Here is a 23,003-nt window from a genome sequence, read left to right on the forward strand (position 1 = left end):
GTTGCGGAAGACTCGATCAGCCCTGCGGTGCTATGGTGAAAGCCAGAGCCCCGATGACTCGACCACAGGAGTTGCCGTGCTGCAGATTGCCCGCATTGCGCTGATCGCCGTCGCGTTCGCTTGCGCCGCAAGCGCCTCCGGCAAGGAAACCCTGGTTAGATATCCGCGCGGCGATAATCCCACCGATTTCCGCTACGACTACCCGGTTCGCATGTTGCAACTGGCGCTCGACAAAACGTCGGCTGAAGACGGCCCGGCACGCGCTGTGCAAGCCACCGAGCCGATGAGCAACGCGCGCGTGCAAGCTGAAATCGAACGCGGCGGCCTCATCGATGTGGCGAACTACCCGCCCAAACGGGAGCTGGCAAACCGGCTTCAATTCATTCCGATCTGCATCCGCAAGGGCATCCTCGGCATCCGCATCTTCATCATCGACCGCAAACTGGCGCCGCGCTTTGCCGCGGTGCGGTCACTCGACGATCTGAAGCACCTTTCGGCCGGCCAACAGAAAGACTGGCTGGACACCAAGATCTTGTTGAGCAACGGCATTCCAGTGGTGACCCCGCCGAGTTACGAGGAAATCTTCGAACTGCTTGCCGCGGGCCGTTTCGACTACTTTCCGCGCGGCGTGCATGAGCCCTACCGCGAAGTCGAGCCGCGCGCACTGCGTTTTCCCGACCTGATGGTGGAAGAAAGCCTGGCGCTCTACTACCCGATGCCGGACTACTTTGTCGTGAGCAAGGGCAACACTGCACTCGCCCATCGCATCCAGCGCGGGCTGGAGCGCGCGATTGCCGACGGCTCTTACGATGCCTTGTTCCAGAAAGAATTTTCCGAATCACTGCGGCGCGCAAAGCTGGCCCAGCGCACGATCATCCGGCTTGAAAACCCCGATCTTGACCAGATTCCCAACCCGGACGACCAGAAGCGCTGGCTGCTTCCGCCTGCCGCGGCGCGCAAGGTGACCGCGCAAAAGTAAGCGAGTGGTAACCAGCTTGTCGCCTCAGCAGAGTGTCGCATGCCGCAGTTGGCTCGCTCGCGACGGCAGCGTCCGCGACGAACTCGCGGTGCCCAAATACGCCGGTGAATCCGGACAACAAAGTCTTTCGGAGTCACGCACGCAACGCGTTGAATCTCTTCGCAACGACGCGAAGCGTGCCAAACACCAAAGCCCGCTATGCCCAGACGTCGAAAACCTCTGGCAAACCCATCGCGGCATGAAGGCTGTCACCCCACCACCAAACTGCCGGCCGCGGCCGAAGATCGTTTCAGCCTGGAAGCGAACAGAGCGGGCTAAAGCTCACGGGCAGGTTGTCGGCCAAAGCGGTCGGTGGGCACCGCAGTAGTCGGCTCGCGAACGTCAGCTAACGAGGGTCGAGGCACTCATCGGCGTCCGGCCAGAAGCAGCCGCTCGCCACGAAGCGACAAGCAGTCAGTTCAGGCTGGTTGCGGACGTTCACTGGGAAAACGCGAACGGAGGCCCTCGCAAAATCCGGTCATTCGATGATCGGTGCTCCGTACGACTGCTGGCCACCTCAAACCGGACCTTCGGTTCCGGCTTGTTTGAATGAAGGCTCCGAATGATTGCGCTGATGTCTGGTGACGCGGCGGCGCCAACCCTAAGCACCCCCTCGTGCGGTTCGATGTTCAAACGCGGTTGCGTCTGGAAATGCAGCTGTCCCCGCCGACGGTCGCGGGAGCTTCTGGACCGAATCCACGGCGCTTGGACTCCGCCATTCGAAGGGGGATCTTGTCGAAACGTCCAACGACGTGGTCGGCTCGCGATGCGAGTTCATGCCTTGGCGGTGAGGGCCAGTTCAATGTGGTGGGGGCCTTCGTCGTCAGTGAGTGTGATGGCGGTGCAGGGCGGGTTGGCGGTGGCAGGGGGGCGATCGGTCGCGGTCTCTTTAGTGGCGGCGATTGGATTGATCAGCGTTATCGAATACTGCGTTTCACCATAGCGGTATGTCAGGCTGAAGCCTGGCCACGACTTCGGGATGCATGGCGCGAAGGACAGGGTGTTGCCCTGGCGGTGCAGGCCGAGCAGGGATTCGGTGATCAGCCGGTACATCCATCCGGCCGAGCCGGTGTACCACGTCCAGCCGCCGCGGCCGATGTGCGGGGCGCAGCCGTAGACGTCGGCGGCCATGACGTAGGGTTCCACGCGGTAGCGCATGACCTCGGCTGGGCTGCCGCTGTGGTGGGCGGGGTTGATCAGCGTCGTGAGTGCCCAGGCGCGCTCGTGGTCGCCCATCTCTGCAAAGGCCATTGCGGCCCAGATGGCGCCGTGAGTGTACTGGCCGCCGTTCTCTCGCACGCCCGGCGCGTAGCCGCGGATGTAGCCGGGATTCATCGGCGAGTGGTTGAAGGGCGGGTCGAGCAGTTGTACGAGGCCGTCGCCGGTGCGAACCAGGCGGCGATACAGCGCGTCCATGGCGCCTGCGGCGCGCTCAGTGCTTGCCGTGTGCGAGAGCACCGACCAGCTCTGCGCGATCGAATCGATCTGGCATTCTTCGTTGCTCGCCGAGCCAAGCGGCGTGCCATCGTCGAAGTAGGCGCGCCGATACCAGTGGCCGTCCCATCCGTGCTGTTCGATCTGCGCTTGCAACTGTGTGCGTTGCGTCGCGAAGCGCGCGGCATGATCGGTGTCGCCGTGATCGCTTGCGATCCGGGCAAACCGCTGCAGGACCTCGCACAGGAAGAAGCCGAGCCAGATGCTCTCGCCCTCGCCACGGGCGCCGACCAGGTTCATGCCGTCGTTCCAGTCGCCGGATCCGATCAGTGGCAGGCCGTGGCGCCCGAAACGCAGGCCATGCTCGATTGCGCGAACGCAATGCTGATACAACGAGGCTGGCGAAGCGGCTCGGCCGGGCAGATCAAAGTAGGCCTCATCGGTGGGGCTTACCGGCCGGCCCTCAAGCCCTGTGACCTCGACATTCAGGACCGCTGCGTCGCCGGTGCATTCAACGTAACGGCTCACTGCCAGCGGCAGCCAGAGGTAGTCGTCCGAGCAATGGGTGCGTACCCCGCGCCCTGAGGGGGGATGCCACCAGTGCTGGACGTCACCTTCGTCGAATTGCCGGCTCGCGCACAGCAGCAGGTGCGCTCGCACCAGTTGGGGCTCGGCGTGCACCAGTGCCATCACGTCCTGAAGCTGGTCGCGGAATCCGAATGCGCCGCCGGACTGGTAGTACCCGCTTCGCGCCCAAAGCCGGCAGGCGAGCGTCTGGTAAAGCAGCCAGCCGTTGGCGAGCACGTTGATCGCTGCGTCGGGGGTGTCGACCTGAACGGCCCCCAGGCTGCGGTGCCACTGCCGGTGCACCGCGTCGAGCGCTTCCTCAGCGGCGCCGAGGCCGCGGAAGCGCCTGACCAACGCTGCGGCATCGTCTGCATCGCGGCCGACGCCGAGGCGGAACACGATGACGCGCTCCTCATCGTCGGCGAGCTCAAAGCTCACCTGGATGGCCGCGCACGGGTCGAGCGCCGCGCCCACCTTGCCGGAAAGGCGTGTGCGCTCCATTGCCGCGGGGCTTTCAAGCGCGCGGTTGCGCCCGATGAACTCGTTGCGATCGCCGGTAAGGTTGCGTGTCGGGTCGTCCACATCGAAGAACGCGACCCGTGCGCCGAACTCGGCGCTGTATGGGTTGCGGGCGTAGACCGCGCCGCTTTGCGCGGCCACTTCGGTGCTGACGTGCATGGCCGACTTGCCCCGCACGTCACCCAGCACCCACTCGACGTAGCCGGTGGCAGAGAGCCGGCAGGCCCGCCCGGATCTGTTGCGCACACGAAGCACCGAGAACTTCACCGGTGCATCGGTCGCGACGAACACGCACAGCTCGGATTCGATGCCGCCGGCGTGGGTCTCGAACACGCTGTAGCCGAATCCGTGGCGCACCACACAGGGCATGGCGGCAGGCGTGGGTTGCGGTGTCGGCGACCAGACGTGGCCGCTCTCTTCGTCGCGCAGATAGATGGCCTCGCCGCTGGGGTCGCACACCGGGTCGTTATGCCAGGGCGTGAGGCGCATCTCATGCGCGTTCTCCACCCAGGTGTAGGCGCCGCCGGTTTCCGACACCACCGTACCGAAGTCCGGATTGGCCAGCACGTTGACCCAGGGCGCCGGCGTCGTCTCTCCGGGTGCGAGCAGGATCATGTACTCGCGGCCGTCCTGGGTGTAGCCGCCGCGGCCGTTGAATAGCAGCAGGTTGCGGTCTGCCGGTGTCGCACGCGCAGGGGGCTCCGGGCGATCCTGGCGCGTGGCCACCAGGCGCGGCGGGCGTGGGTCGCGTGTCGGGCGCTGGTCGAGTTGTTCTTCCAGCGTGCCACAGCTGTCGCTGAGGATCACCCGGGCGACCGACTGGAACAGCGTGCGGTCTTCGTTCGATATCTGCTCTGCAGGCCGCACGAAGATGCCGCCGGGGCGATCGAGCAAGCTGGCGCCGATGCCCGAGGCGATCAGGCCGATGATCTGTTCCTGCAGGCGCTGGCGGTAGCCGGCGTGGTCTTCGTTCCAGATCACCAGATCGACCTGCAAACCCTTGAGTCGCCAGTACGCGTGCGCCTGGATCAGTTGCTGCACCAGGCCGATGTTGGCCGCGTCGCCAATCTGCAGCAGCACGATCGGCAGATCGCCCGATACCGCATAGCCCCACAGGCCAGGCTGCCCGCGCCGGTTGCGCAGCATGACCGAAGGGTCTGCGCGCAGCCGCGCGTCGGCGTGAATCACGGCGCCCGCGAGCCGGGCATACCACTGCGCTTCGCGCTCGTTGGCGTTGAGTTGCCGGAGCACCACCTGGCTGTGGGTCCAGGCGAGCTCGAAGACGCGATCGGCCAAGTGACGGTCTCGGTACTTTTCGACCAGGGTCAGCGCCGCAACGCGCGTTTCGGCCATGCCGGTCACGATGTCGACAAGCGCGGATTGCTCGGGCTCCAGCACGATCCGGTAGCGCACGGCGACGATCGGGTCGAGCACGGATCCATCGGTGCCCGACAGTTCTCGCGCATCGCTCATCGCGATGGGCGAGGCGGTGCTGCGGCAGCGGCCGATGAAGCGTGCCCGATCGGTCTCGCTCGACACCTCACTGGTCCTGGCGCCGTGCACAGTGACTGCATGCAGCATCCACGGCGTAGCTTCGTCGGCCGCGCGCGGTCTGCGCGAGCAGAGAATCGCGCTGCGTCCGGGCAGGATCTCGGTTTGCACGAACAGATTGCTGAAGGCGGGGTGCAGGGTATCTGAGGCGGGCGACGCGATCACTACTTCGGCGTAGCTGGTGATCTCAAGTTCGCGGGCGCGCCGGCTGCGATTGGTGATGCGGATCCGCCGCAGTTCAATGTCGTCCTCGGGCGAGACGACAATTTCGGTCTGCGTATCGTAGGCCGTGCGCCCGCCATCCACTTCGTCGTGCCGGCGGTACTCCGCGCGGCCTTCCGAAAAACTGGCCTCGTAATCCGTCGGCATTGCGAGCGTGGGTTGGTAGGTGTTCGACCAGAAATCGCCGCTGGCGACGTCGCGCAGGTAGCAGTAGCTGCCCCAGTTGTCGCGCGTACCGTCTTCGCGCCAGCGTGTCACGGCGAGGTCGCGCCAAAGGCTGTAGCCCCCACCGGCGTTGGTCACCATCACGTGATAGCGGCCGTTGGAGAGCAACTGCACTTCCGGTGCGGCGGTGCTCACCCCGGTGTAGCTGCGAAGCGGCAGCTCGGTGGTGGGGTCCGATCCACCGGTATCGAAGGGCAGCGTTCGCATGACGAAGCGCTCCGTCGGGGTCGGGATCCGCTCCTGCAGCAGTAGCAGCACCGCCTGGAACAGCGGCTCCGCCTCGAAGCGGCGCTGCATCGGACGGCCCAGCAGCAGGTAGGCCAGCGAGAGCAGGCTCATGCCCTGGTGGTGCGCCATGAAGGCCTTGATTGCCACCCTGGTCTGGCCACGGCGTTGCCGCACCGGCGTGTAGTCGATCGCCTCGAACAGCCCGTATTCGCCAACGAAACCCTCGGCGGCCAGGCGCTGCAGGTTGCGACAGGCGGCCTCGGGGGCCACCATCAGTGCCATCACCGACGCGTAGGGGGCAATCACCAGATCATCGGCGAGCCCACGCTTGAGTCCCAGCCCCGGCACGCCGAACGCGCGATACTGATAATTGAGCTGCACGTCGACGGTGTTGTAGCCGGATTCCGAGATGCCCCAAGGCACGCCGCGTTGTTTGCCGTATTCAATCTGGCGGGTCACTGCGGCCTTGCAGGTTTCATCGAGCAGGCTGTGCTCGTAGTTCGGCATCACCAGCAAGGGCATCAGGTACTCGAACATCGACCCGCTCCACGACAGCAAGACGGGCGACGCGCCGATGCCGGTCAGCAGCCGGCCCAGTGCAAACCAGCTTTTCTGGGGGATCTGGCCTTGCGCGATGGCAACGAAACAGCCCAGACGCGCTTCGGAGGCGAGCAAGTCGTAGTAGCTGGCATCCGGGCGGCGGTCGGCGATGTTGTAGCCGATGCTCAGCAGGTGCCGGCTGGCGTCGTAGAGGAAGTCGTAATCCATTTGCGCCAACGTTCCGGCTTCGCTCGCGAGCGCCCTCGCGAGGGCTTGCCGCGCCTGTGCCCGCTGGCTGCCCAGCGCAACGGCCGCGGCAAGTTGCTCCAGCCACACGCGCTCATCGGCCGCGCTGACACGCGCGCCCCACGCGGATACTGATGGCCCGACCAATGCCTCAAGCCCTGCGATGTCCTTGACCGTCCGTACCTCTGCGATGCCCTTGATGCTGCGTAGCGGTGCCTGCAGCCCCGCAGGCGCTGGCGGCAACAACAGCCATGGCGCGAGTTCGGTCAGTTCGTCGGTGAGTTCGCGACACGCGTTGAGCAGGCTGTGCAAGGCGTCGCGGCTTGGGGTGCCGAGCGGGGTTTCCGTTCGCACGCTGGTGTTTTCGGGCGGGTGTGCGATCGCGGCGCTGGCGACAAGCCGTTCGGCGTCCGCAACGATCGCGCCAAGTACGCAATGAAACGGATCGAGCGCATCCGTCCGGGCGGCGATCGCCGCGGCGATGCCTTGGTCGATCGCCGCAAGTTGCGCCATCACGTCGCCACTCGCGGCCTCGGCGGCCGCGGTGGCGACCGCCAGCGTATCGCGCAAGCCTTCCAGCCGTAGCGGCCCCGAAATCGGCTCATTTTCCAGCGCCAGCATGCCCGCGCGCAGCACCATCAAGTGGCCGGCCAGGTTGCCGCTGTCGACGGTTGAAACGTAGCGTGGATTGAGTGGCGCCAGCGTCTGCGTGTCGTACCAGTTGTAGAGGTGGCCCCGGTAGCGCTCCAGTTGCGCCATGGTCGCCAGCGTGGCAGCGCAACGTTCGAGCAGGCGTCCGCCCTGGATGTAGCCGAAATCAAAGGCACTCAGATTCGCCAGCAACGCGAGGCCGATGTTGGTTGGCGAGGTGCGGTGCGCAACGGCTGCAGCGCGATAGTGCTGGCAGTTGTCGGGCGGCAGCCAGTGGTCTTCGGGCCCGACGAAGCGTTCGAAGAAAGCCCAGGTTCTGCGGGCGATGGTGCGCAGGAAGCGGGTTTGCTCGGCCGATAGCGGCTTTGCGTGTTCGGGCCGTGGCTGGCTGACCCACCACACGAGCCAGGGCGCACACAGCCACATGGCAAGAATCGGGGCGGCGAGCATCAGCGTAGTCGGCGCGGTGACGACGAGTACCGCAGCAACGAGGCCTGCGATTACCGGCGCACACCACATCAGCCGAAGCGTGGCGAACAGGCCGTCTTGATTCTGCGCCGCCGCCCGGAGTTCGACCTCGCTCGTGGTGTTCCATTCCAGCATGTGGCCGCGTCGGCGCATCAGGCGCCACACGGTGCGCAAGATCGCGCCCTGCGTGTAGAGCGCCTCGTGCGGCAGGCAGGCCAGTTCAAAGGCCTGCTGCCCAAACCGGGTGACCAGTGCTCGCGCCGCGCCCGCGATATGCTGGAGGGGCCGCACTTCGGCCGGTTTTTTCAATGAAGCGACGATGGCGGCGCACAGGGTGGGCAAACTCAGGATGGCGAGGACCGCGAGCGTCCACGTTCCGGGCGAGTCCAGCATCAGCCAGCCGATCAGCAGCATCGCCAACAGCGCGCTGGGCACGAGGCTGCGCCGCAGGTTGTCGAGCAACTTCCACTGCGACAGCGGCGAGAGCGGGTTGCGCGGTGGCGCCGCAGTGGGTAACGCACCCGGCGCGCGGCGCAGCAGCCAACCGAACAATTGCCAGTCGCCGCGTACCCAACGATGGCGGCGCCGTACGTCGGCGCGGTAACTCGACGGGTAATCTTCGTAGAGCAGCACATCGCTCAGCAGCCCGGCTCGCGCGTAGCAGCCTTCAAGCAGATCGTGGCTGAGGATGCGATTGTCGGGCATGCAGCCGCCGAGCGCCTGTTCGAAGGCATCCACGTCGTAGATGCCCTTGCCGGTGAATGAGCCCTCACCGAAGACATCCTGGTAAACGTCTGACACCGCGCAGGTGTAGGGGTCGATCCCCGGCACGCCACCCGCCATGTGGGCATAGCGGGAGCGATTATTGCCGGGCAGCGTACTGGCGACCCGCGGCTGCAGGATGCCGTAGCCCGACACCACGCGGCCTAGCGCGCCGTCGAAATGCGGCCGGTTGAGCGGATGCGCCATCGTGCCAATCAGCTGCCGGGCGGTATCCCGTGGCAACAGGGTGTCGGTGTCCAGCGTGATCACGTACTTCACGCCGGCTGGCGGCCCAAACTTGCCCACGACCAGCGAGAAGGCGTCTGGCGTGGCGCCGCGCAGCAGCCGGTTCAGGTCGGCGAGCTTGCCGCGTTTGCGTTCAAAGCCCATCCAGATGCCGTCGTGCGTGTTCCACAGGCGCGGGCGATGGAGAAGGCAGAAACGATCCTCACCCGCAGTGCCGCCGGGGTACTTGTGATTGAGCGCGTCGATCCGGCTTTCGGCAGCCCGAAGCAGGGCGGTATCGCCCGGCAGTGTTTCGGTCGGCGCATCGCAGAAATCAGTGAGCAGCGCGAAGTGAAGATGCGGATCCTGATTCGCGAGGAAGCGGATCTCCAGCGCCTCGATCAGGGCCTGCAGTCCTGCATGGGAGGTAAGCATCGTCGGCACGACGACGAGGGTGCGCATCTGCGCCGGCAGACCAGCCGAATAGTCCATCTTCGGCAGCAGCTGCGGTTTGACGACGAGGCTGGCCAACCAATTGACTGCGGCGACGCCGAAGCGGCTTGCGCTGAGCAGCGAAGCGATGCCGATCAGCAGTAGCGCCCACGGCGGCAGCGAGGTCGAGCCAGCCAGTGCGAGCAGGGCCGTGTTGAGGGCAAGGGTCAGGGCGACAATCGCGCCGAGGTAGATCAGCAAGGGCGAGCGCGCCGCGGCACGTGCAATGCGTGTCAAGACCGGTGGGCTCACCTGCACCAGGCGTTCGAGTTCGATCAGTCCGTCGCCGATCAGGTAGTACCCGACGTGTCTCGCGGGCGCATCGGCGGCGGTGGTGGGAGTGCAAGCATTAGCGCGCGACTGGGCCAGCGTGATCGCCGCGCGCGCCACCTCGCCTTCGCTCAGAGGCCCGTGTTTGGCCAGATCCTCGGTGGCGTGGCGGTAACGATCTCGGGTGGCGAAGTCCATGCGGGCGTAGTCGCCGTCGGGGTCTTCGCGCAAGGTCTTTTCAACGATGCTGTGGGCCTCGACGAATTCGCGCCACTCGATTGCGCCGATCACACGCAGGCTGCCGATACTGTTACTGATCGACACCTGATCCGCTGCCTGTTGCTGGTTTTCTGCCTGCACCTGTTGTTCGATCGTCAGGGCGGCATCGGCAAGATGCTGCTCGATCCAGGTCAGGGGCAGCGCGAGCGAGGGCCCACGGCCCTGGAGGCGGCGCGCGAGCTCGGCGACGAAGGCACTGCTCATCGGCGGGCTGGATCGCGCCATGTCGGCAATGACGAGGATCAGGCTCTTCGGGTCGGTTTCAAGCGCTGCGGTCATCTGGTCGGCCCAGGCGCCTGCCAGCTTCCGGTCGGCCCAACTGCGCTCGATGCGGATCGCCACGCGCCGCAGGTTTTCGATCACGGCAAGGCGCAGCATGATTGGTGTTGCCCACAGCTCGCCCAGCCGCAACGGCGTCACCGTCTGATAGGCGGACACGAACTGGCTCAAGCCGTCGGGGTCGATGCGGCCGTCGCCATGGGAGACGATCTCCAGCGCGATGTCGTACACGCGGGGCAAGGGCGGCCCGTAGGCCGATTTCAGGCGTGGCAGGCCGCGGCTGTAGCCCTTGGGCAGATGTCGCCGTGCGTTCCGGATCTGCTCCTCGATCAGGTAAAAATTGTCGAGCAGCCATTCGCCTGCGGGGGTGAAGCGGCGGCTTCCGGCCGGGCTGTCGTTGAGGGTACGACAGACCTCTTCGAGCACGCTCTCGTTGTCGGCCAAGCGCAGCAAGAGGTGTTCTGCATCACGGGCATGGATGAGCACATGCGTGGCGGCGAGCCGCTTGCCGTGTTGAGCCATCTGCCTGGCGCTGAACAGTTCAGCGCGCAGGGGCGGCTCGTCGGCCCGCTCGCCGCGTTGCCGCGTCAGGCCGCGCAGTGATGCGCGCAGCGGCGTCCAGAACAGTTCGGCCATGGGGCGGTGATCATTTGACATGTCAGACGCCTTTGGGGCCGCGCACGCGGGCGGATGCTGTCCGTGCCACGAATCGCGCTGGGCTGCCCGTTTGCGGTGTGCAGACGGTCTGTGGCCACCGCCGCAGTGCGCCGGTGACGGTCATGGGCAAGCCCTTGCTCACTTGATACGCATGTCGTCCTTGACCGACTTCACGCCACCGACACCGCGTGTGACTTCGATCGCCTTGTTGATGGCGCTCTGCGACGCTACGAAGCCGCTGAGCTGAACGACACCCTTGAAGGTCTCGACATTGATTTCGGCCGACTTGAGACTCGGCTCATTGAAGATTGCGCCCTTGACCTTGCTTGTGATGACGGTGTCGTCGACATATTCGCCGGTGCCTTCAGAGCGTGGTGTCGAGGCACAGCCGACAATTGAGAACAACGAAGCGGCGATGAGGATGCTGGATAGGTACTTGCGTGTATTGCCCATGGTGGGACTCCTGCGATTCATGTTGAGGGAAGGCGCAGCGCTGGGGCGTTGGCGGCGTTGAGCCGTTACACGCTCCGCGTTACGTTTTTGCGTTGAGCTTCGCGGGGCACTTGCTGCTTGCCGATGCGAGCCTGTTGCGCATTGAAGGGTCGGCTGCGCCGGGGTCAGCGAGCGACACGAAAGACTGCGTGGTAGGCCAGGAGCAGGGCAGTGGCGCCAACGATGGCGAGCAGCTGGCTTGGCAGGTTGATCCCCGCGATGTCGCTGTGCCCGAAACTGGTGATGACGCTGCCGCCCGTGACGGCGCCAACGGTGCCGACGCCGATGTCGATCAGGGTGCTGCGCTCGGAACGGCGCATGCGCATGCTGGCGAAGAAGCCAATGAGCAGGCCGATGACGATCCATCCAATAAGTGACATTGATGCCTCCGATGAGGCGGGTTGCCCGGAGTGCTCCCGGCACGAAGAGTTGCTGCTCAACGCTGCCCGATCACCTGGCGGAAACCACAGGTGCAGCGTAGCCGGTTGTCGCCCGGCCGTCGGTACGCTGCCGCACATTGCGGCGAGGTGCTGCGGCGGTGATGCTCTTGCGCGCGACTCAGGCAAGCACCGGTTCAGGCCGGGGCGCCAGCAGGCGCCCGAGTGCGTCGGGTAGCAGCGGATAGCTGAACAGAAAACCCTGGCCTTCGTCGCAGCGCTCGCGGCGCAAGAAGGCAAGCTGCTCTGCCGTTTCCACGCCTTCGGCGATGACGCGTTGCTTGAGGTTTCGCCCCATGCCGATGACGGCGCCAACAATGGTTGCGTTATCCGCGTCCGTTTCGATGTCGCGCACGAAAGACTGATCGATCTTGAGCGTGCTGATCGGGAAGCGCCTCAGGTAGCTGAGGCTGGAATAGCCGGTGCCAAAGTCGTCGATCGCGAGCTGGATGCCCATGTGTTTGAGGGCTTCGAGTGCCGTGGCCGAGATTTCAGCGTCGTGCATCAGCACGCTTTCGGTCAGCTCAAGCTCAAGCAGAGATGGCTCGATCGCCGTTTGCGCCAGTACATTCGCAAGTTCATGGATGAACAGCGGGTGGCGGAACTCCAGCGCCGAAATATTCACCGACACCGGCACCACTTCAAGTCCGGCGCGCTGCCAGGCGATCAATTGCTCGCAGGCCTGTCGCAACACCCAACGGCCAATCGGCACGATCAACCCGCAGGTTTCGGCAATCGGCACGAATTGCCCCGGCCCAATCAGGCCGAACGTCGGCTCTTGCCAGCGGAGCAGGGCTTCGACGCCGGTGATTGCGCCGGACGCGATGTTGACCTTGGGCTGGTAGTGCAGAACGAACTCCTTGCGTTTGAGCGCGCGGCGCAGACCGTTTTCAAGGAACAGCCGTTGCACCGCCTGAGCGTTCATCTCGGCCTGGAAGAACTGGTAGTTGTTCCGGCCTGCCGCCTTGGCGTAGTACATCGCGGTATCCGCGTTCTGCATCATCGAATCGAGGCTCTGTGCGTCGTCCGGATAGATGCTGATGCCGATGCTCAAGCTGACATGCAGTTCCTGGCCGCCGATTGGGTGCGGGGGCGCAAACGCGGCGAGGATCTTTTCGGAGATGTGCGCGGCGTCTTCTCGCCGCTCGATCTCTGCAAGCAGGATCACGAATTCGTCGCCCCCCTGTCGACAGACGGTGTCCGTTGTGCGGACACAGGTCCGCAAGCGATTGGCGACCGATTTGAGCAGTTGATCGCCGATTGCGTGGCCGAGCGAATCATTGATGTGCTTGAAGTGGTCGAGATCGAGGAACAGCAACCCGGTCTGCTTGCGATGCCGTACCGCAAAGCGGATCGCTTGCGACAGCCGCTCGGTGAGCAGGACGCGGTTGGGCAGATCGGTCAGAAAATCGTGCTGGGCGAGGTGCGCCATCTTTACGGTCATCGCCCGCGATTCGCTGACATCGTGAAACACGATGACGGCGCCGACCACGGCCCCGTGGCGGTTGTGGATCGGAGCCGCCGAGTCTTCGATCGCGGCCTCGGAACCATCGCGCCGGATCAGCATGCTGCCGGCGGCCAGGCCCACTGTGCGGTTTTCGCGAATGGCGAGCAGGGCGGGGTTGGCCGCTTCGGTACGATCCTCGCCGTCAATCGTGCGGAATACTTCGCTCAGCGGGCGGCCGAGTGCCTCGGCGCTGGGCCATCCGGTGAGCCGTTCGGCGACGACGTTCAAGTAGCTGACCTTGCCCTCGACATCGGTTGCGAGTACGGCGTCGCCAATCGAGTTCAGCGTCACCTGCGCGCGCTCCCTCTCATCGAACAGCGCGTCTTCCGCTGCGCGAAGCACGGCTTCGTCCGCCTTGCGGCCGGTGATGTCCTCGAAGGTCAGTACATGGCCGTGCCGGGCGCGCAGGCGCGGTAGGGCTGCGCTGTGCACGCGCACCCATCGCTCCGGTTCATCCGGGTGGCAGAGGCGCAGTTCGGACTGGAAGCGCTGGTCCGTGTGCAGCGCATGGCGCCATTCCGCGCGAACCCGTTTCTGATCATCGGGATGGATCGTGCTGAACCAGGATGCGCCGAGTGCGGATGCCTGGCCTGTGCCAACGATCGTTTGGTAGACGGTGTTGGCATACACGCAGTGATCATCCTTGTCGGACACGAGAATGCCCAGCGGCGAGGCATCGCTGATCGCGCGAAAGCGTGCCTCGCTGTCGCGCACCGCACGCTGCGCGGCGCAGGCCGCGATGACGTGCTGACACAACTGTGGCAAGGCGCCGGCATCAAGCGGGGCGGTGGCGATGTAGCCGTGAGCCCCCAGCGAGACGCCTTCGCGTGCGATTGGCTCGTCCTGCCCGGAATAGAGCAGAAGCATCGCTGCGTCGGGCGCCGCGACGCTGACCTGCAGATAAGCGCCAATGCCGTGCTGATCGGGGAGCGACAGGTTGAGCAGCACCATTGAGGCGCGATGGCCCTTGAGCCAGTCAAGCGCGTCCGCAAGCCGTGTGACCCGGTGAACGCGGAAGTCGGCGACGGCCGGCGCCGAGAGCGCATGAATCACGCGTTCGGCGACGAACTGGTCTGCTTCGACGAGGAGGATCCTGGTTGTGGGTCGCTTCATTGGCTTCTGCCGCAAGGTCTGTTGTGTTGCGCGCAAGGGGGCGACAGGCGCGCTCGCGCGCCCATCGATCTGGCGTGTTGCCACGGGGGAGCGAGAAGCTTGGGGTCCGAAGGTCTCGTCGGTTTGCTGTTGCCACTGGTGCTCAGCGCTCAGGGGTTGATCGCCTTCAACGCATTCGCGTGCAGGGAAAGGGAGACAACAAACCATCATGCGCCGAGGGGCCGGTGAGGCGCGCGTTTCGGGGGGGGAGGGAGCAGCCATCGCCGCTCGGGGCAATGGACTGCCGGACTTCAGGACAGTCGGGTTGGTTGCGGGTCTTCGTGTCGTTTCTCGAATCGGGCGATCTGCGCCTCGGCCTCGTCCTTTGTAATGCCGTAGCTTTCCTGAAGCTTCCCGGCGAGTTCAACACGCTTGCCTGCGATGACTTCAAGGTGGTCATCGGTGAGCTTGCCCCATTCGGCTTTGACCTTGCCTTTGAATTGTTTCCAGTTGCCTTCAACGATTTGCCAGTTCATGACGTACTCCTTCATGTGAGCGCCAGTCGGGCATTGGGCCCGGGATGGCGTGCTTGCGGCGCGTGCGCCGCGTGGGTGCGGAAGCGGCTGACGAAGAACGGCGTTACAGCCGGCCCAACAACAGCAGTGCGATGATGACGGCGACGACCAAGCCCAAACCGCTGCTGGGCAGGTAGCCCCAACTGCGGCTATGCGGCCATGTGGGTATGGCGCCAATCAGCAGGACGATCAGCACGATCAGAAGCAGTGTTCCGAGACTCATGTTGGCCTCCCGGTGGGGCAGCGGGGGTGGCCGCTGCTCGTTACGGACATTGGCGCGACCCGGGTTGAGGCCTCGGGCCTGCGGGTGTCAGGCGCAGAGCCGATCGCGAGGCTTGTTACAGCGCGGCAAAGCGCGCCGCGGGGCGCGGAGAAAGGGCGGTGCATCGTGGCAGCCGTTAGCGACGACTGAACAGGAAGCCGATCACCAGGCCGGCAAGGGCGGTTCCGCCCAGTGTTCTCCACGGGTGCTCCCGCACATAGCCATCGGTGGCTATCGCCGCCCCGCGAACTTTGTCGCTGAGTGCGACTCGGCCGCTGATCGCGTAGGCCTTTGCGTCGTAGAACGACTGCTCGACCATCGTCTTGACCTGCGCGATATCGCTTGCCGTTGCGGCGGAGAACTCCTTGACCAATCCGCTGGTGTCTGTCGCAACCTGCTTCAGGTCGGCGGCCAGTCGTTCCTTGCTTCCGACGCTGGGCGTCGGGTTCATTTCGATGTTCATGATGCCTCCTTGGCTGGTGGTTCTGATCCGGGTGCGCGCGGTCGGTGTTCAACCGCGGCCGAGTCCGAAGAGCAGGGTGACGACAAAGATGACGATGAAGACGTAGAAGAGGATTCGCGCGATCTCGGCGGTGCCGGCGGCGACACCGGTAAATCCGAAAACTGCCGCGACGATTGAAACGAGAAAGAAGATCAGGGCCCATCTCAACATGACGGTCTCCCGTGGTGGGCAATCTGCCCGTTTGTGTCAGGGGTGGATAAGCGGCTTGCTGTGCCTGCAGGCGGTTCGTCGGTTTGCCTGCGCTGCAGTGGGCCAGCGAACCAGTTCTGCTGTAGTGAGCTTGCGCGTGCGGGCGTCGAGCGTCTGTTCGTCACCGCACGTAAAGGGCTGATGCCAAGGAGCGCTTGGCACCCCGTTCGGTGTGGAGTGCGGGCTCATTTCTTGTCGGGCTTCTCGATCTCGTGGCCGATGATGCCGCCGACCGCGGCTCCACCAACGGTGCCGGCCGGGCTACCGCCAGTGAGTATCGAGCCGCCCACCGCGCCGGCGCCCGCGCCGATCAAGGTGCCCTTGTCCTGAGCCGACATGCCTGCACATCCGCTGATGCTGAGGATCAGCGCGGTGGCGAGCGCGTAGTGCGTCGTTCCTTGTGCTTTCATTTTGAAGCTCCCATCTCGTCCTGCGTTGCGGGCCGCTACGGCGTAACGGCCGTGCCATGGGCTACATGCCGAAATTCGTCTTGGCCTGTGCGAGGCAACGATCCTTGGCGGCCCCTGCAAGGGCATCGCATTTCTCCTTCTCCACGGCATAGCGTGCGTCGCGTTTCTCGACCGTGGCGTCGGTGCGGGCGTCGGTGGATGCCGTTTGCGCGTCGCTCTTTGCGACGGCGGTCTTCTCGCTTGAGGTGGCTGCGGCATCCGCGGTTTTCAGTTGTACGGTTGCGTCGGCCTTGGCGCTGGTTTCGGCGGCCTTGGCCTCCTTGATGCAGACATCCTTTGCGTTATCGGCCTTGTCGTTGCAACGTTCGCGTGCAACCGAATAGTCGGCCTCGGCCTTGGCGAAGCGCGCCTTGTAGTGGGTCTTGCGGGTCGGCGTGTAGCTCGCCTCCAGATTGGCTTCAGCAATCTTCCGGGTGGATTTCGCCTGCGTGACACAGAGCTTGTTCTGCTGCCCGGACATGTTTGCGCAGGCGGCTTTGCCGAGTTTGTAGTCGGCGTCGATCTTGTCCTGCTGGGTGCGGTAATCAGTCTTGGTCATGCCTTGTGCAAACGTGACAGGCGCGAAGGCCAGAACGAAAGACAGGGCGATGGCGGTGCGGATGTGGTTCATGGTGAGACCTCTCTGGTGTGTTTGTGCTGAGATCCCGCGAACACTGCCTTGTGGGCCCATGTTCGCGGCTGCCGTGTGGCAGATCCGAATGCGCAGGGGATTGGCGACCGCCGCCAAACTTCTTGGGCAGGCCGCGCTTCGGATGTCTGGAGCCTAGCGGGCACTGGTGCGTGGCGTCTGTTCGCTGACGCACCGTGGCAGGGGGCAAGCCGGCCTCCGCAACACAAACACCGCGCGACACCGGATACTTTGATCTGCCTGAAGGCTGGTAAAGCCCCGTATCCCCGCGCTAACGTAAGTGACTGCGCGCGTATGTTCGATAGCGAACACAGGTAGAGGTATTGGCGTCCTATACTGCACATGCAACTTGCATTGCTCGCCGACCAGGCCCCTTTTTGCCCGGTGGCGTTCAAGGCTGGAGGCCCCGTATGGAAAGTAGCCACTCCCCGCTTCAGAACCATCTTCTTGCCGCCTTGCCGGCGGACCAGCGGGCGCGCATCGTGCCAGCGCTGGAGTTCGTCACGATGACCTTGGGCGAGGTGCTCTACGAACCCGGCATCCCGATGCGTTACGTGTTCTTTCCGACCACCTCGATCGTCTCGCTGCTGTATGTGATGGAAGATGGCGCCTCGGCCGAAATTGCCGTCGTCGGTAACGAAGGCATTGTCGGTGTCTCTTTGTTCATGGGCGGGGAGACGACGCCGAGCCGCGCAGTGGTGCAGAGCGCGGGCCACGCCTACCGGATGAAGGGCCAGGTGCTCAAGGACGAGTTCGAACGGGGCGATATGCTGCAGCGCCTGCTGCTGCGCTACACGCAGGCCCTGCTTACGCAGATGGCGCAGACCGCCGTGTGCAACCGCCACCACTCGCTCGATCAGCAGCTATGCCGATGGCTCCTGTTGAGCCTGGATCGCTTGCCCAGCAACAAGCTGGTGATGACGCAGGAGTTGATCGCCAACATGCTCGGCGTTCGGCGCGAAGGCGTCACGGAGGCAGCCGGCAACCTGCAAAAGGCGGGCCTGATCGAGTATCACCGCGGCCACATCACGGTGATTGACCGGGCGGGGCTCGAAGCGCGGTCCTGCGAGTGCTACGCCGTCGTGAAACGGGAGTGCGACCGCCTGCTGCCTGACGCACCGACCTGAACGCCGCGCGTGCCGCAGCGCTTCGCCGACGCAAGCCTGTGTGCGCTATCGCCCAGACAGCACCACTGACTCAACGCAGGCTGCGAGCTGCATGCGCCGCGGTGCAACCGCCCGCGGCCAATCGCAACGCTGCGTCAGGGGCTTAACGTGCAAACCAAGGCGGTATCTGTAGAAAGCAACCAACTGCTCGGACGTCTGCCGCGGCGAGCACTTTCCAAGGTGCTGGTGTCATGCGTGGAAGTCGAACTGGTGTTCCGGGAAGTGCTCGCCGAAGCGGGCGCCCCCATCCGCCAGGTGCTGTTTCCGCTGCAGAGCATCATCTCGCTGACCGCTTCGATCGGGCCGCACCAGGGGCTTGAGGTTGGCCTGATCGGTGACGAAGGCATGCTGGGGGCCACCTTGCTGCTGGGCGTTGATCTCGCGCCATTGCATGCGCTGGTGCAGGGGCAGGGCTCGGCGCTTTCGATGAGTCGGGCCCAGTTTCTCGCAGTTGCGGCCGGCGACAGCGCGCTGCACCGCATCCTGTCCCGCTACCTGTACGTTTTGATGCAGCAACTTGCGCAAACAGCTGCCTGTACGCGATTCCATGTGGTCGAGGCACGTCTTGCGCGCTGGCTGCTGATGACGCACGACCGCACGCATGCCGATGGCCTGCACGTCACGCAGGAATTTCTTGCCTGGATGCTGGGCGTGCGCCGTGTTGGCGTGACCACAGCCGCCGGCGCCTTGCAGCGGCGCCAGCTGATTCACTACGCACGCGGCGAAATTACCATCCTCGACCGAATCGGCCTCGAGGCGGCAGCGTGCTCCTGCTATGAAGCCGATCGTGCGACTTACGCCGCCGGTATGAACTAGAGGGCAGTTTGTCCGCAACCGGTGATCACTGCTCCAACCGACGCGATCGTCAGGATCACAAGGACGACCATTTGCGGCACCGAATTGCACATCCTCAAGGGCGACGATCCGACCTGCACGCCCGGTCAAGTTATTGGCTATGAGGGGGTCGGCGTGATCGAACTGGTCTGCCCGGCCGTGGCGGCATTCAAGGCTGGAGATCGAGTGTTGATTTCATGCATCAGCGCCTGCGGCAAGTGCGCGTATTGCCGCAAGCTCTTGAACTTACCCTGCACCTCCGGCGGCTGGATTCTCGGTAATAGGATCGACGGCACGCAGGCAGAGTTCGTTCGCATACCTTACGCCGACACCAGCCTTCATCACATTCCGGACGACGCGGATGAAGACGCCTTGGTCATGCTGAGTGACATCTTGCCGACCGGCTTCAAGTGCAGAGTACTCAACGGCAAGGTGCAGCCAGGCAGCACGGTAGCGATCGTCGGCGCCGGGCCGATCGGGCTCGCCGCACTATTGACAGCACAGTTCTGCTCACCGGCCGACATCATCATCATTGACCTCGACGGCAATCGCCTCGAGGTGACGATTCGCTTCGGCGCCACGGCGGCGGTCAACAGCAGCGACGGCCAGGCTTTGGAATAGGTCATGAAGATTACGGGTGGCCGGGGTGTCGACACGGCCATCGAGGCGGTCGGTATTCCGGCCACATTCGAGATGTGCCAAGGCGATCATCGGGGCGGGCGGCACCATCGCCAACATCGGCGCGCATGGTACGAAGGTGGATCTCCACTTGGAAAAACTGTGGGATCGCAAAATCACCATCACGACTCGTTTGGTGGATACCGTTAGTACGCCAATGCTGCTTAACGTTGTCGGGATGCACAAGATCAACCCCGCGCGACTCATCACCCATCGCTTCAAGTTCGACCAGATCCTCGACGCTCACGAAACCTTTGGACGCGCCGCAGACACCAGAGCGCTCAAGGTGACCATCGAGACCTAGCCGCGCGGCCTCAATCACGGCAAGTCTGCGCTGCAGTCGGCTTGCCTTGCATGAGCAGTCACTCGCCCAGCGGCCGAGTGCAAATGCTGAGTGACAGGTCTGAGATCATTGCCGCTGCTGCGATCGCGCGTACTGTGCGACTGGAATCGCGGTGGACCGGTCTTCTGGAAGCCTGCTCAAGCGGGAAACCGAGCGTCGGCAGTTGGCCGGATGCCAACGAGCGCCTCAACGCTCGTTGGCTGACGTTCGCGAGCCGATCACCCTGGTGCCCAGGGACCGCTATGGCCGACGAGATGCCGGCCAGTGCTATGAAGGCTGAGAGCCCCTCTGACGACCTATGCCATGCGCCCGGACCTCGGCCTTATCGGTCGTTGGGCTCCAAAGGGAACTGTTCATGAACGTCAGCTCACGAGCATCGAGGCATTCATCGGTGTTCGCCCATTCGCCGTAGTTCGCGATCGCATGTCGAATGTGCGGAGTGAGTCCGAAAACAGCCCTTCGCGGCTCGATCCGTTGCGGGGATCCAAGTCTTCGATGCGAGTGAATCCGGAAGCCCGGGATGCCGGTGCGCCATCGCTCAGCCGAGGTCCGGGCGTATCGTCTGATCGTGCAACGGGTCAAAAGCCAAAGGGCCAGGCGATTGTTGCCTGGCCCTTTGGTCTGTTACGGCTGGACCGCGAACGGTCGGTCGATGCCGTAACGGTAGTCACTGAGGCGCCCAGTGTCCGTCCGGTCGAATGCCCTTTCATGTGCGCCAAAGGCGGCCATGGCGTCTACGAGGCTCGCGATGCGCTGATCACGCACACATTCCGCAACCAGCGGCGCGCTCGCGGGCCACCGCTCGCAACCTACCAGATCGGGTGCGAAAGCTTGGTTTGCAGCGTTCATCGGCTCAAGCGTCAGCACGCCGATGGCCGCAGCCGGTTTGGACGTCCAGTTGGCGTTGATGGTAGGCAAGAGCGCCGTCTGATAGGCCGCCGGAAGCGTTGTCGTCCCCAGCGCCGGCGGGGCGAGTTTGGCCATTTCGGTCACCAGAGCCGCGACCTTGGTGTTGCTCAAGGTGCGGCCGTCCGCCGTCTTGAAGACTTCGATCTGGTTCTTGGTGCCTGCGCCGCTTGCAGACCAGCCTTTGACGGTGATCTTGTCGGCAGTACCAATGACACTGACTTCAAGATCCGTTCCGACCATCCGGAACCACAGCTGATCCGCCGTGATGCCGGCGCCGAACGCCACCGTATCGGTGTTGCCTACCGTGGTGTCGGAGTCGGTTACGCTGTCGGCTTGATCGCCGCGACCAAAGACGTAGGTGTCGTTACCTGCGCCGCCGGAGTATGTGTCGCTGCCGACACCGCCCTCCATCACGTCGGCACCGGCTCCACCTTCCAGATAGTCATTGCCGTCGTTGCCGTACAAGACATCATCGCCGTCGTGACCATAGACCCAGTCATTGCCGAGTCCGCCGTAGGCCGTGTCATTGCCGCCGCTCGAATGCAACAGGTCGTCGCCACCTTCGCCCTTGAGCAGGTTAGCCGTCGCATTCCCGATGAGCGTGTTGTCCAAGCTGTTGCCGGTTCCCTGAGCGGCGGTGCCGTCAAGGTAGAGCAACTCGACATTCTCGGTCAGTGTGTAATCGACGGTTGACCGAACCACGTCAATTCCGGCGCCCGCCTTCTCGGTCACAGAATCGGCCGAATTGTCGATCTTGTAGGTGTCGTTCCCCAGCCCTCCAACCAATGTGTCCGCTCCGATGCCACCATCGAGTACGTCGCTGCCATCAAGGTTGAAACGCAACGCGCCGTTGGAGAAAAGCGTGCCATCGGAGACTTTCGCGAACTTGCCGTCGATCGCGCCGTTGTCCCAGATCGTGCCTTCGGCGTTGGCGCGCAAGGTGGTGCTGCCATTGAGTTCGATCCGATCGAGGAAGAGGTTGCGGTCTTCCTTGCCATCGGCACTTACGGCGTCGTTGAGGAACACCACGTCTACGGTACGGGCGATCTGCCCGAGCTTGTCGGCGGGCACGATATAGGCTTGCAGCGTGGTGCTGGTGATATCGAAGGTGTAAGCCTCCACGCCATTGATCCGCACGCTCACCCTGGGCAGCACATTGGCCACTGCAGTGCCGCGCGCATAGATCACCAGAGCGCTGAGTTGCTGCGTAGCGCCGGCATAGCTCTCTGAGCTATCGCCCTTGAGCGTGTCATTGCCTGCGCCGCCGACCAGGCTGTTGACCGCGTCGTTCCCGGTGATCTGATTGGCGAGGGTGTTACCCGTGCCATTGATCGCTGCGCTGCCGGTCAGCACCATGTGCTCGACGTTGTTGGCGATGGTGAAGGTGACCGATGAGCGGATCGTGTCGGTCCCCGCGTTGGCGTTCTCCCAAACGAAGTCACCGCCGTTGTCCACCAGGTAGGTGTCATCGCCGCCCATACCCGAAAGCGTGTCCTGGCCGGCTCCACCGTCGAGTCGATTGGCGGCATTGTTGCCCACGACCATGTTGCGTTCAGCGTTGCCGGTACCGTCAATCGCGTTGGAACCGGTGAGCGTGAGGTTCTCAAGGTTGGCCGACAGGGTGTAGCTCACCGAGCTGCGAACATCGTCATGGCCTTCACTGGCGTACTCGACAATCACATCAGCGGCCTGATCAACCATGTAGATGTCGTTGCCGATCCCCCCCACCATTGAATCGGTGCCGGTGCCACCGTCCAGGTAGTCAGCCCCTTGCAGGCGCACGTGAATGGCGCCGTTGTCACCCATCGATCCGTTGGCGGCGTAGGTGTTCAGGTTGTCGAACGCACCAGCGCCAGCGCCGAAATCCCAGATATTGCCGTTGGCGTTGGCCTTGATCTCACGACCGGAAACCACCAGTTTTTCGAGGTAGAGGTTGCGGTTCTGCGCCGTGGCGGCGTCCACCGCATCATTCACAAAAGCCACGTCGATCTGGCGTGCGTTCATGCCGAGCGGCGCTGTGACCGAGTACGGAGCGAAATCGGTGGAGTTGACCGTGAAGCTCTGGATCTTCACGCCATCTATCCAGACCTCCATGGTCGGATACACACCGAATGCGGGCGTGCCACGGGCGTAGAGCACAAGGGAGCTGACTGCTTGCCTATCGAGCGCTCCCCATGCGTCTCCATATAGCGTGTCATTGCCTTCCTGCCCCTGCAGGCTGTCTGCGCCGTTGCCGCCGTCGAGCCAGTCGTTCTGCGTGCCCCC

The 23,003-nt window shown here is 64.0% G+C and carries 16 protein-coding genes; 5 read left to right on the forward strand and 11 right to left on the reverse strand.

The annotated features are described in order from the left end of the window. Positions 1 to 76 precede the first annotated feature (76 nt). Positions 77 to 979 (forward strand): substrate-binding periplasmic protein, encoded by a 903-nt coding sequence (locus OPU71_RS05575; protein WP_267725984.1) that lies wholly within the window; start codon positions 77 to 79, stop codon positions 977 to 979. Positions 980 to 1,792: 813 nt separating this feature from the next. On the opposite strand, the gene OPU71_RS05580 is transcribed toward OPU71_RS05575, so the two are convergent. The 10 genes from OPU71_RS05580 to OPU71_RS05625 form a co-directional block, all read right to left on the reverse strand. Next, positions 1,793 to 10,633: a glycoside hydrolase family 94 protein gene (locus tag OPU71_RS05580; protein WP_267725986.1), complete on the reverse strand. Its 8,841-nt coding sequence runs from the start codon at positions 10,631 to 10,633 to the stop codon at positions 1,793 to 1,795. A gap of 138 nt (positions 10,634 to 10,771) precedes the next feature. Next, on the reverse strand, positions 10,772 to 11,086 hold the full coding sequence (locus tag OPU71_RS05585; protein WP_267725988.1) for a BON domain-containing protein: 315 nt from the start codon (positions 11,084 to 11,086) through the stop codon (positions 10,772 to 10,774). Positions 11,087 to 11,250: 164 nt separating this feature from the next. Further along, positions 11,251 to 11,505: a GlsB/YeaQ/YmgE family stress response membrane protein gene (locus OPU71_RS05590; RefSeq protein WP_267725989.1), complete on the reverse strand. Its 255-nt coding sequence runs from the start codon at positions 11,503 to 11,505 to the stop codon at positions 11,251 to 11,253. Between the two features lie 178 nt (positions 11,506 to 11,683). Continuing rightward, a complete protein-coding gene (locus OPU71_RS05595; RefSeq protein WP_267725990.1) occupies positions 11,684 to 14,182 on the reverse strand; it encodes an EAL domain-containing protein in 2,499 nt (832 codons plus the stop codon). Between the two features lie 290 nt (positions 14,183 to 14,472). Further along, on the reverse strand, positions 14,473 to 14,697 hold the full coding sequence (locus OPU71_RS05600) for a CsbD family protein (protein ID WP_267725991.1): 225 nt from the start codon (positions 14,695 to 14,697) through the stop codon (positions 14,473 to 14,475). Positions 14,698 to 14,800: 103 nt separating this feature from the next. After that, positions 14,801 to 14,959: a DUF3309 domain-containing protein gene (locus tag OPU71_RS05605; protein ID WP_267725992.1), complete on the reverse strand. Its 159-nt coding sequence runs from the start codon at positions 14,957 to 14,959 to the stop codon at positions 14,801 to 14,803. 175 nt (positions 14,960 to 15,134) lie between these two features. Further along, entirely contained in the window at positions 15,135 to 15,461 is a 327-nt protein-coding gene (locus tag OPU71_RS05610) for a DUF883 family protein (protein WP_267725993.1), read from the reverse strand. A gap of 48 nt (positions 15,462 to 15,509) precedes the next feature. Next, entirely contained in the window at positions 15,510 to 15,671 is a 162-nt protein-coding gene (locus tag OPU71_RS05615) for a DUF1328 domain-containing protein (protein ID WP_267725994.1), read from the reverse strand. A 224-nt stretch (positions 15,672 to 15,895) separates the two neighbouring features. After that, on the reverse strand, positions 15,896 to 16,120 hold the full coding sequence (locus OPU71_RS05620; RefSeq protein ID WP_267725995.1) for a glycine zipper 2TM domain-containing protein: 225 nt from the start codon (positions 16,118 to 16,120) through the stop codon (positions 15,896 to 15,898). Positions 16,121 to 16,181: 61 nt separating this feature from the next. After that, on the reverse strand, positions 16,182 to 16,790 hold the full coding sequence (locus tag OPU71_RS05625; protein ID WP_267725996.1) for a hypothetical protein: 609 nt from the start codon (positions 16,788 to 16,790) through the stop codon (positions 16,182 to 16,184). Between the two features lie 428 nt (positions 16,791 to 17,218). Between OPU71_RS05625 and OPU71_RS05630 the strand changes: the two genes are divergently transcribed. The 4 genes from OPU71_RS05630 (at position 17,219) to OPU71_RS05645 (ending at position 19,790) form a co-directional block, all read left to right on the forward strand. Beyond that, a complete protein-coding gene (locus tag OPU71_RS05630) occupies positions 17,219 to 17,935 on the forward strand; it encodes a Crp/Fnr family transcriptional regulator (RefSeq protein ID WP_267725997.1) in 717 nt (238 codons plus the stop codon). 147 nt (positions 17,936 to 18,082) lie between these two features. Beyond that, on the forward strand, positions 18,083 to 18,790 hold the full coding sequence (locus OPU71_RS05635) for a Crp/Fnr family transcriptional regulator (RefSeq protein ID WP_267725998.1): 708 nt from the start codon (positions 18,083 to 18,085) through the stop codon (positions 18,788 to 18,790). 21 nt (positions 18,791 to 18,811) lie between these two features. Then, positions 18,812 to 19,429, forward strand: coding sequence for an alcohol dehydrogenase catalytic domain-containing protein (locus tag OPU71_RS05640; RefSeq protein ID WP_267726000.1), 618 nt, complete (start codon positions 18,812 to 18,814; stop codon positions 19,427 to 19,429). 148 nt (positions 19,430 to 19,577) lie between these two features. Next, the gene (locus tag OPU71_RS05645) at positions 19,578 to 19,790 is read left to right on the forward strand and encodes a hypothetical protein (protein WP_267726002.1); all 213 of its coding nucleotides are present in this window, start codon (positions 19,578 to 19,580) and stop codon (positions 19,788 to 19,790) included. Between the two features lie 663 nt (positions 19,791 to 20,453). Here the strand turns inward: OPU71_RS05645 and OPU71_RS05650 are convergent. Next, positions 20,454 to 23,003, reverse strand: a 2,550-nt coding sequence (locus OPU71_RS05650; RefSeq protein ID WP_324256035.1) for a carbohydrate-binding domain-containing protein, incomplete at its 5' end; no start/stop codon positions are given.

Origin of the sequence: Niveibacterium sp. 24ML (assembly GCF_026586805.1) — a bacterium.
Classification (GTDB): Bacteria; Pseudomonadota; Gammaproteobacteria; order Burkholderiales; family Rhodocyclaceae; genus Niveibacterium.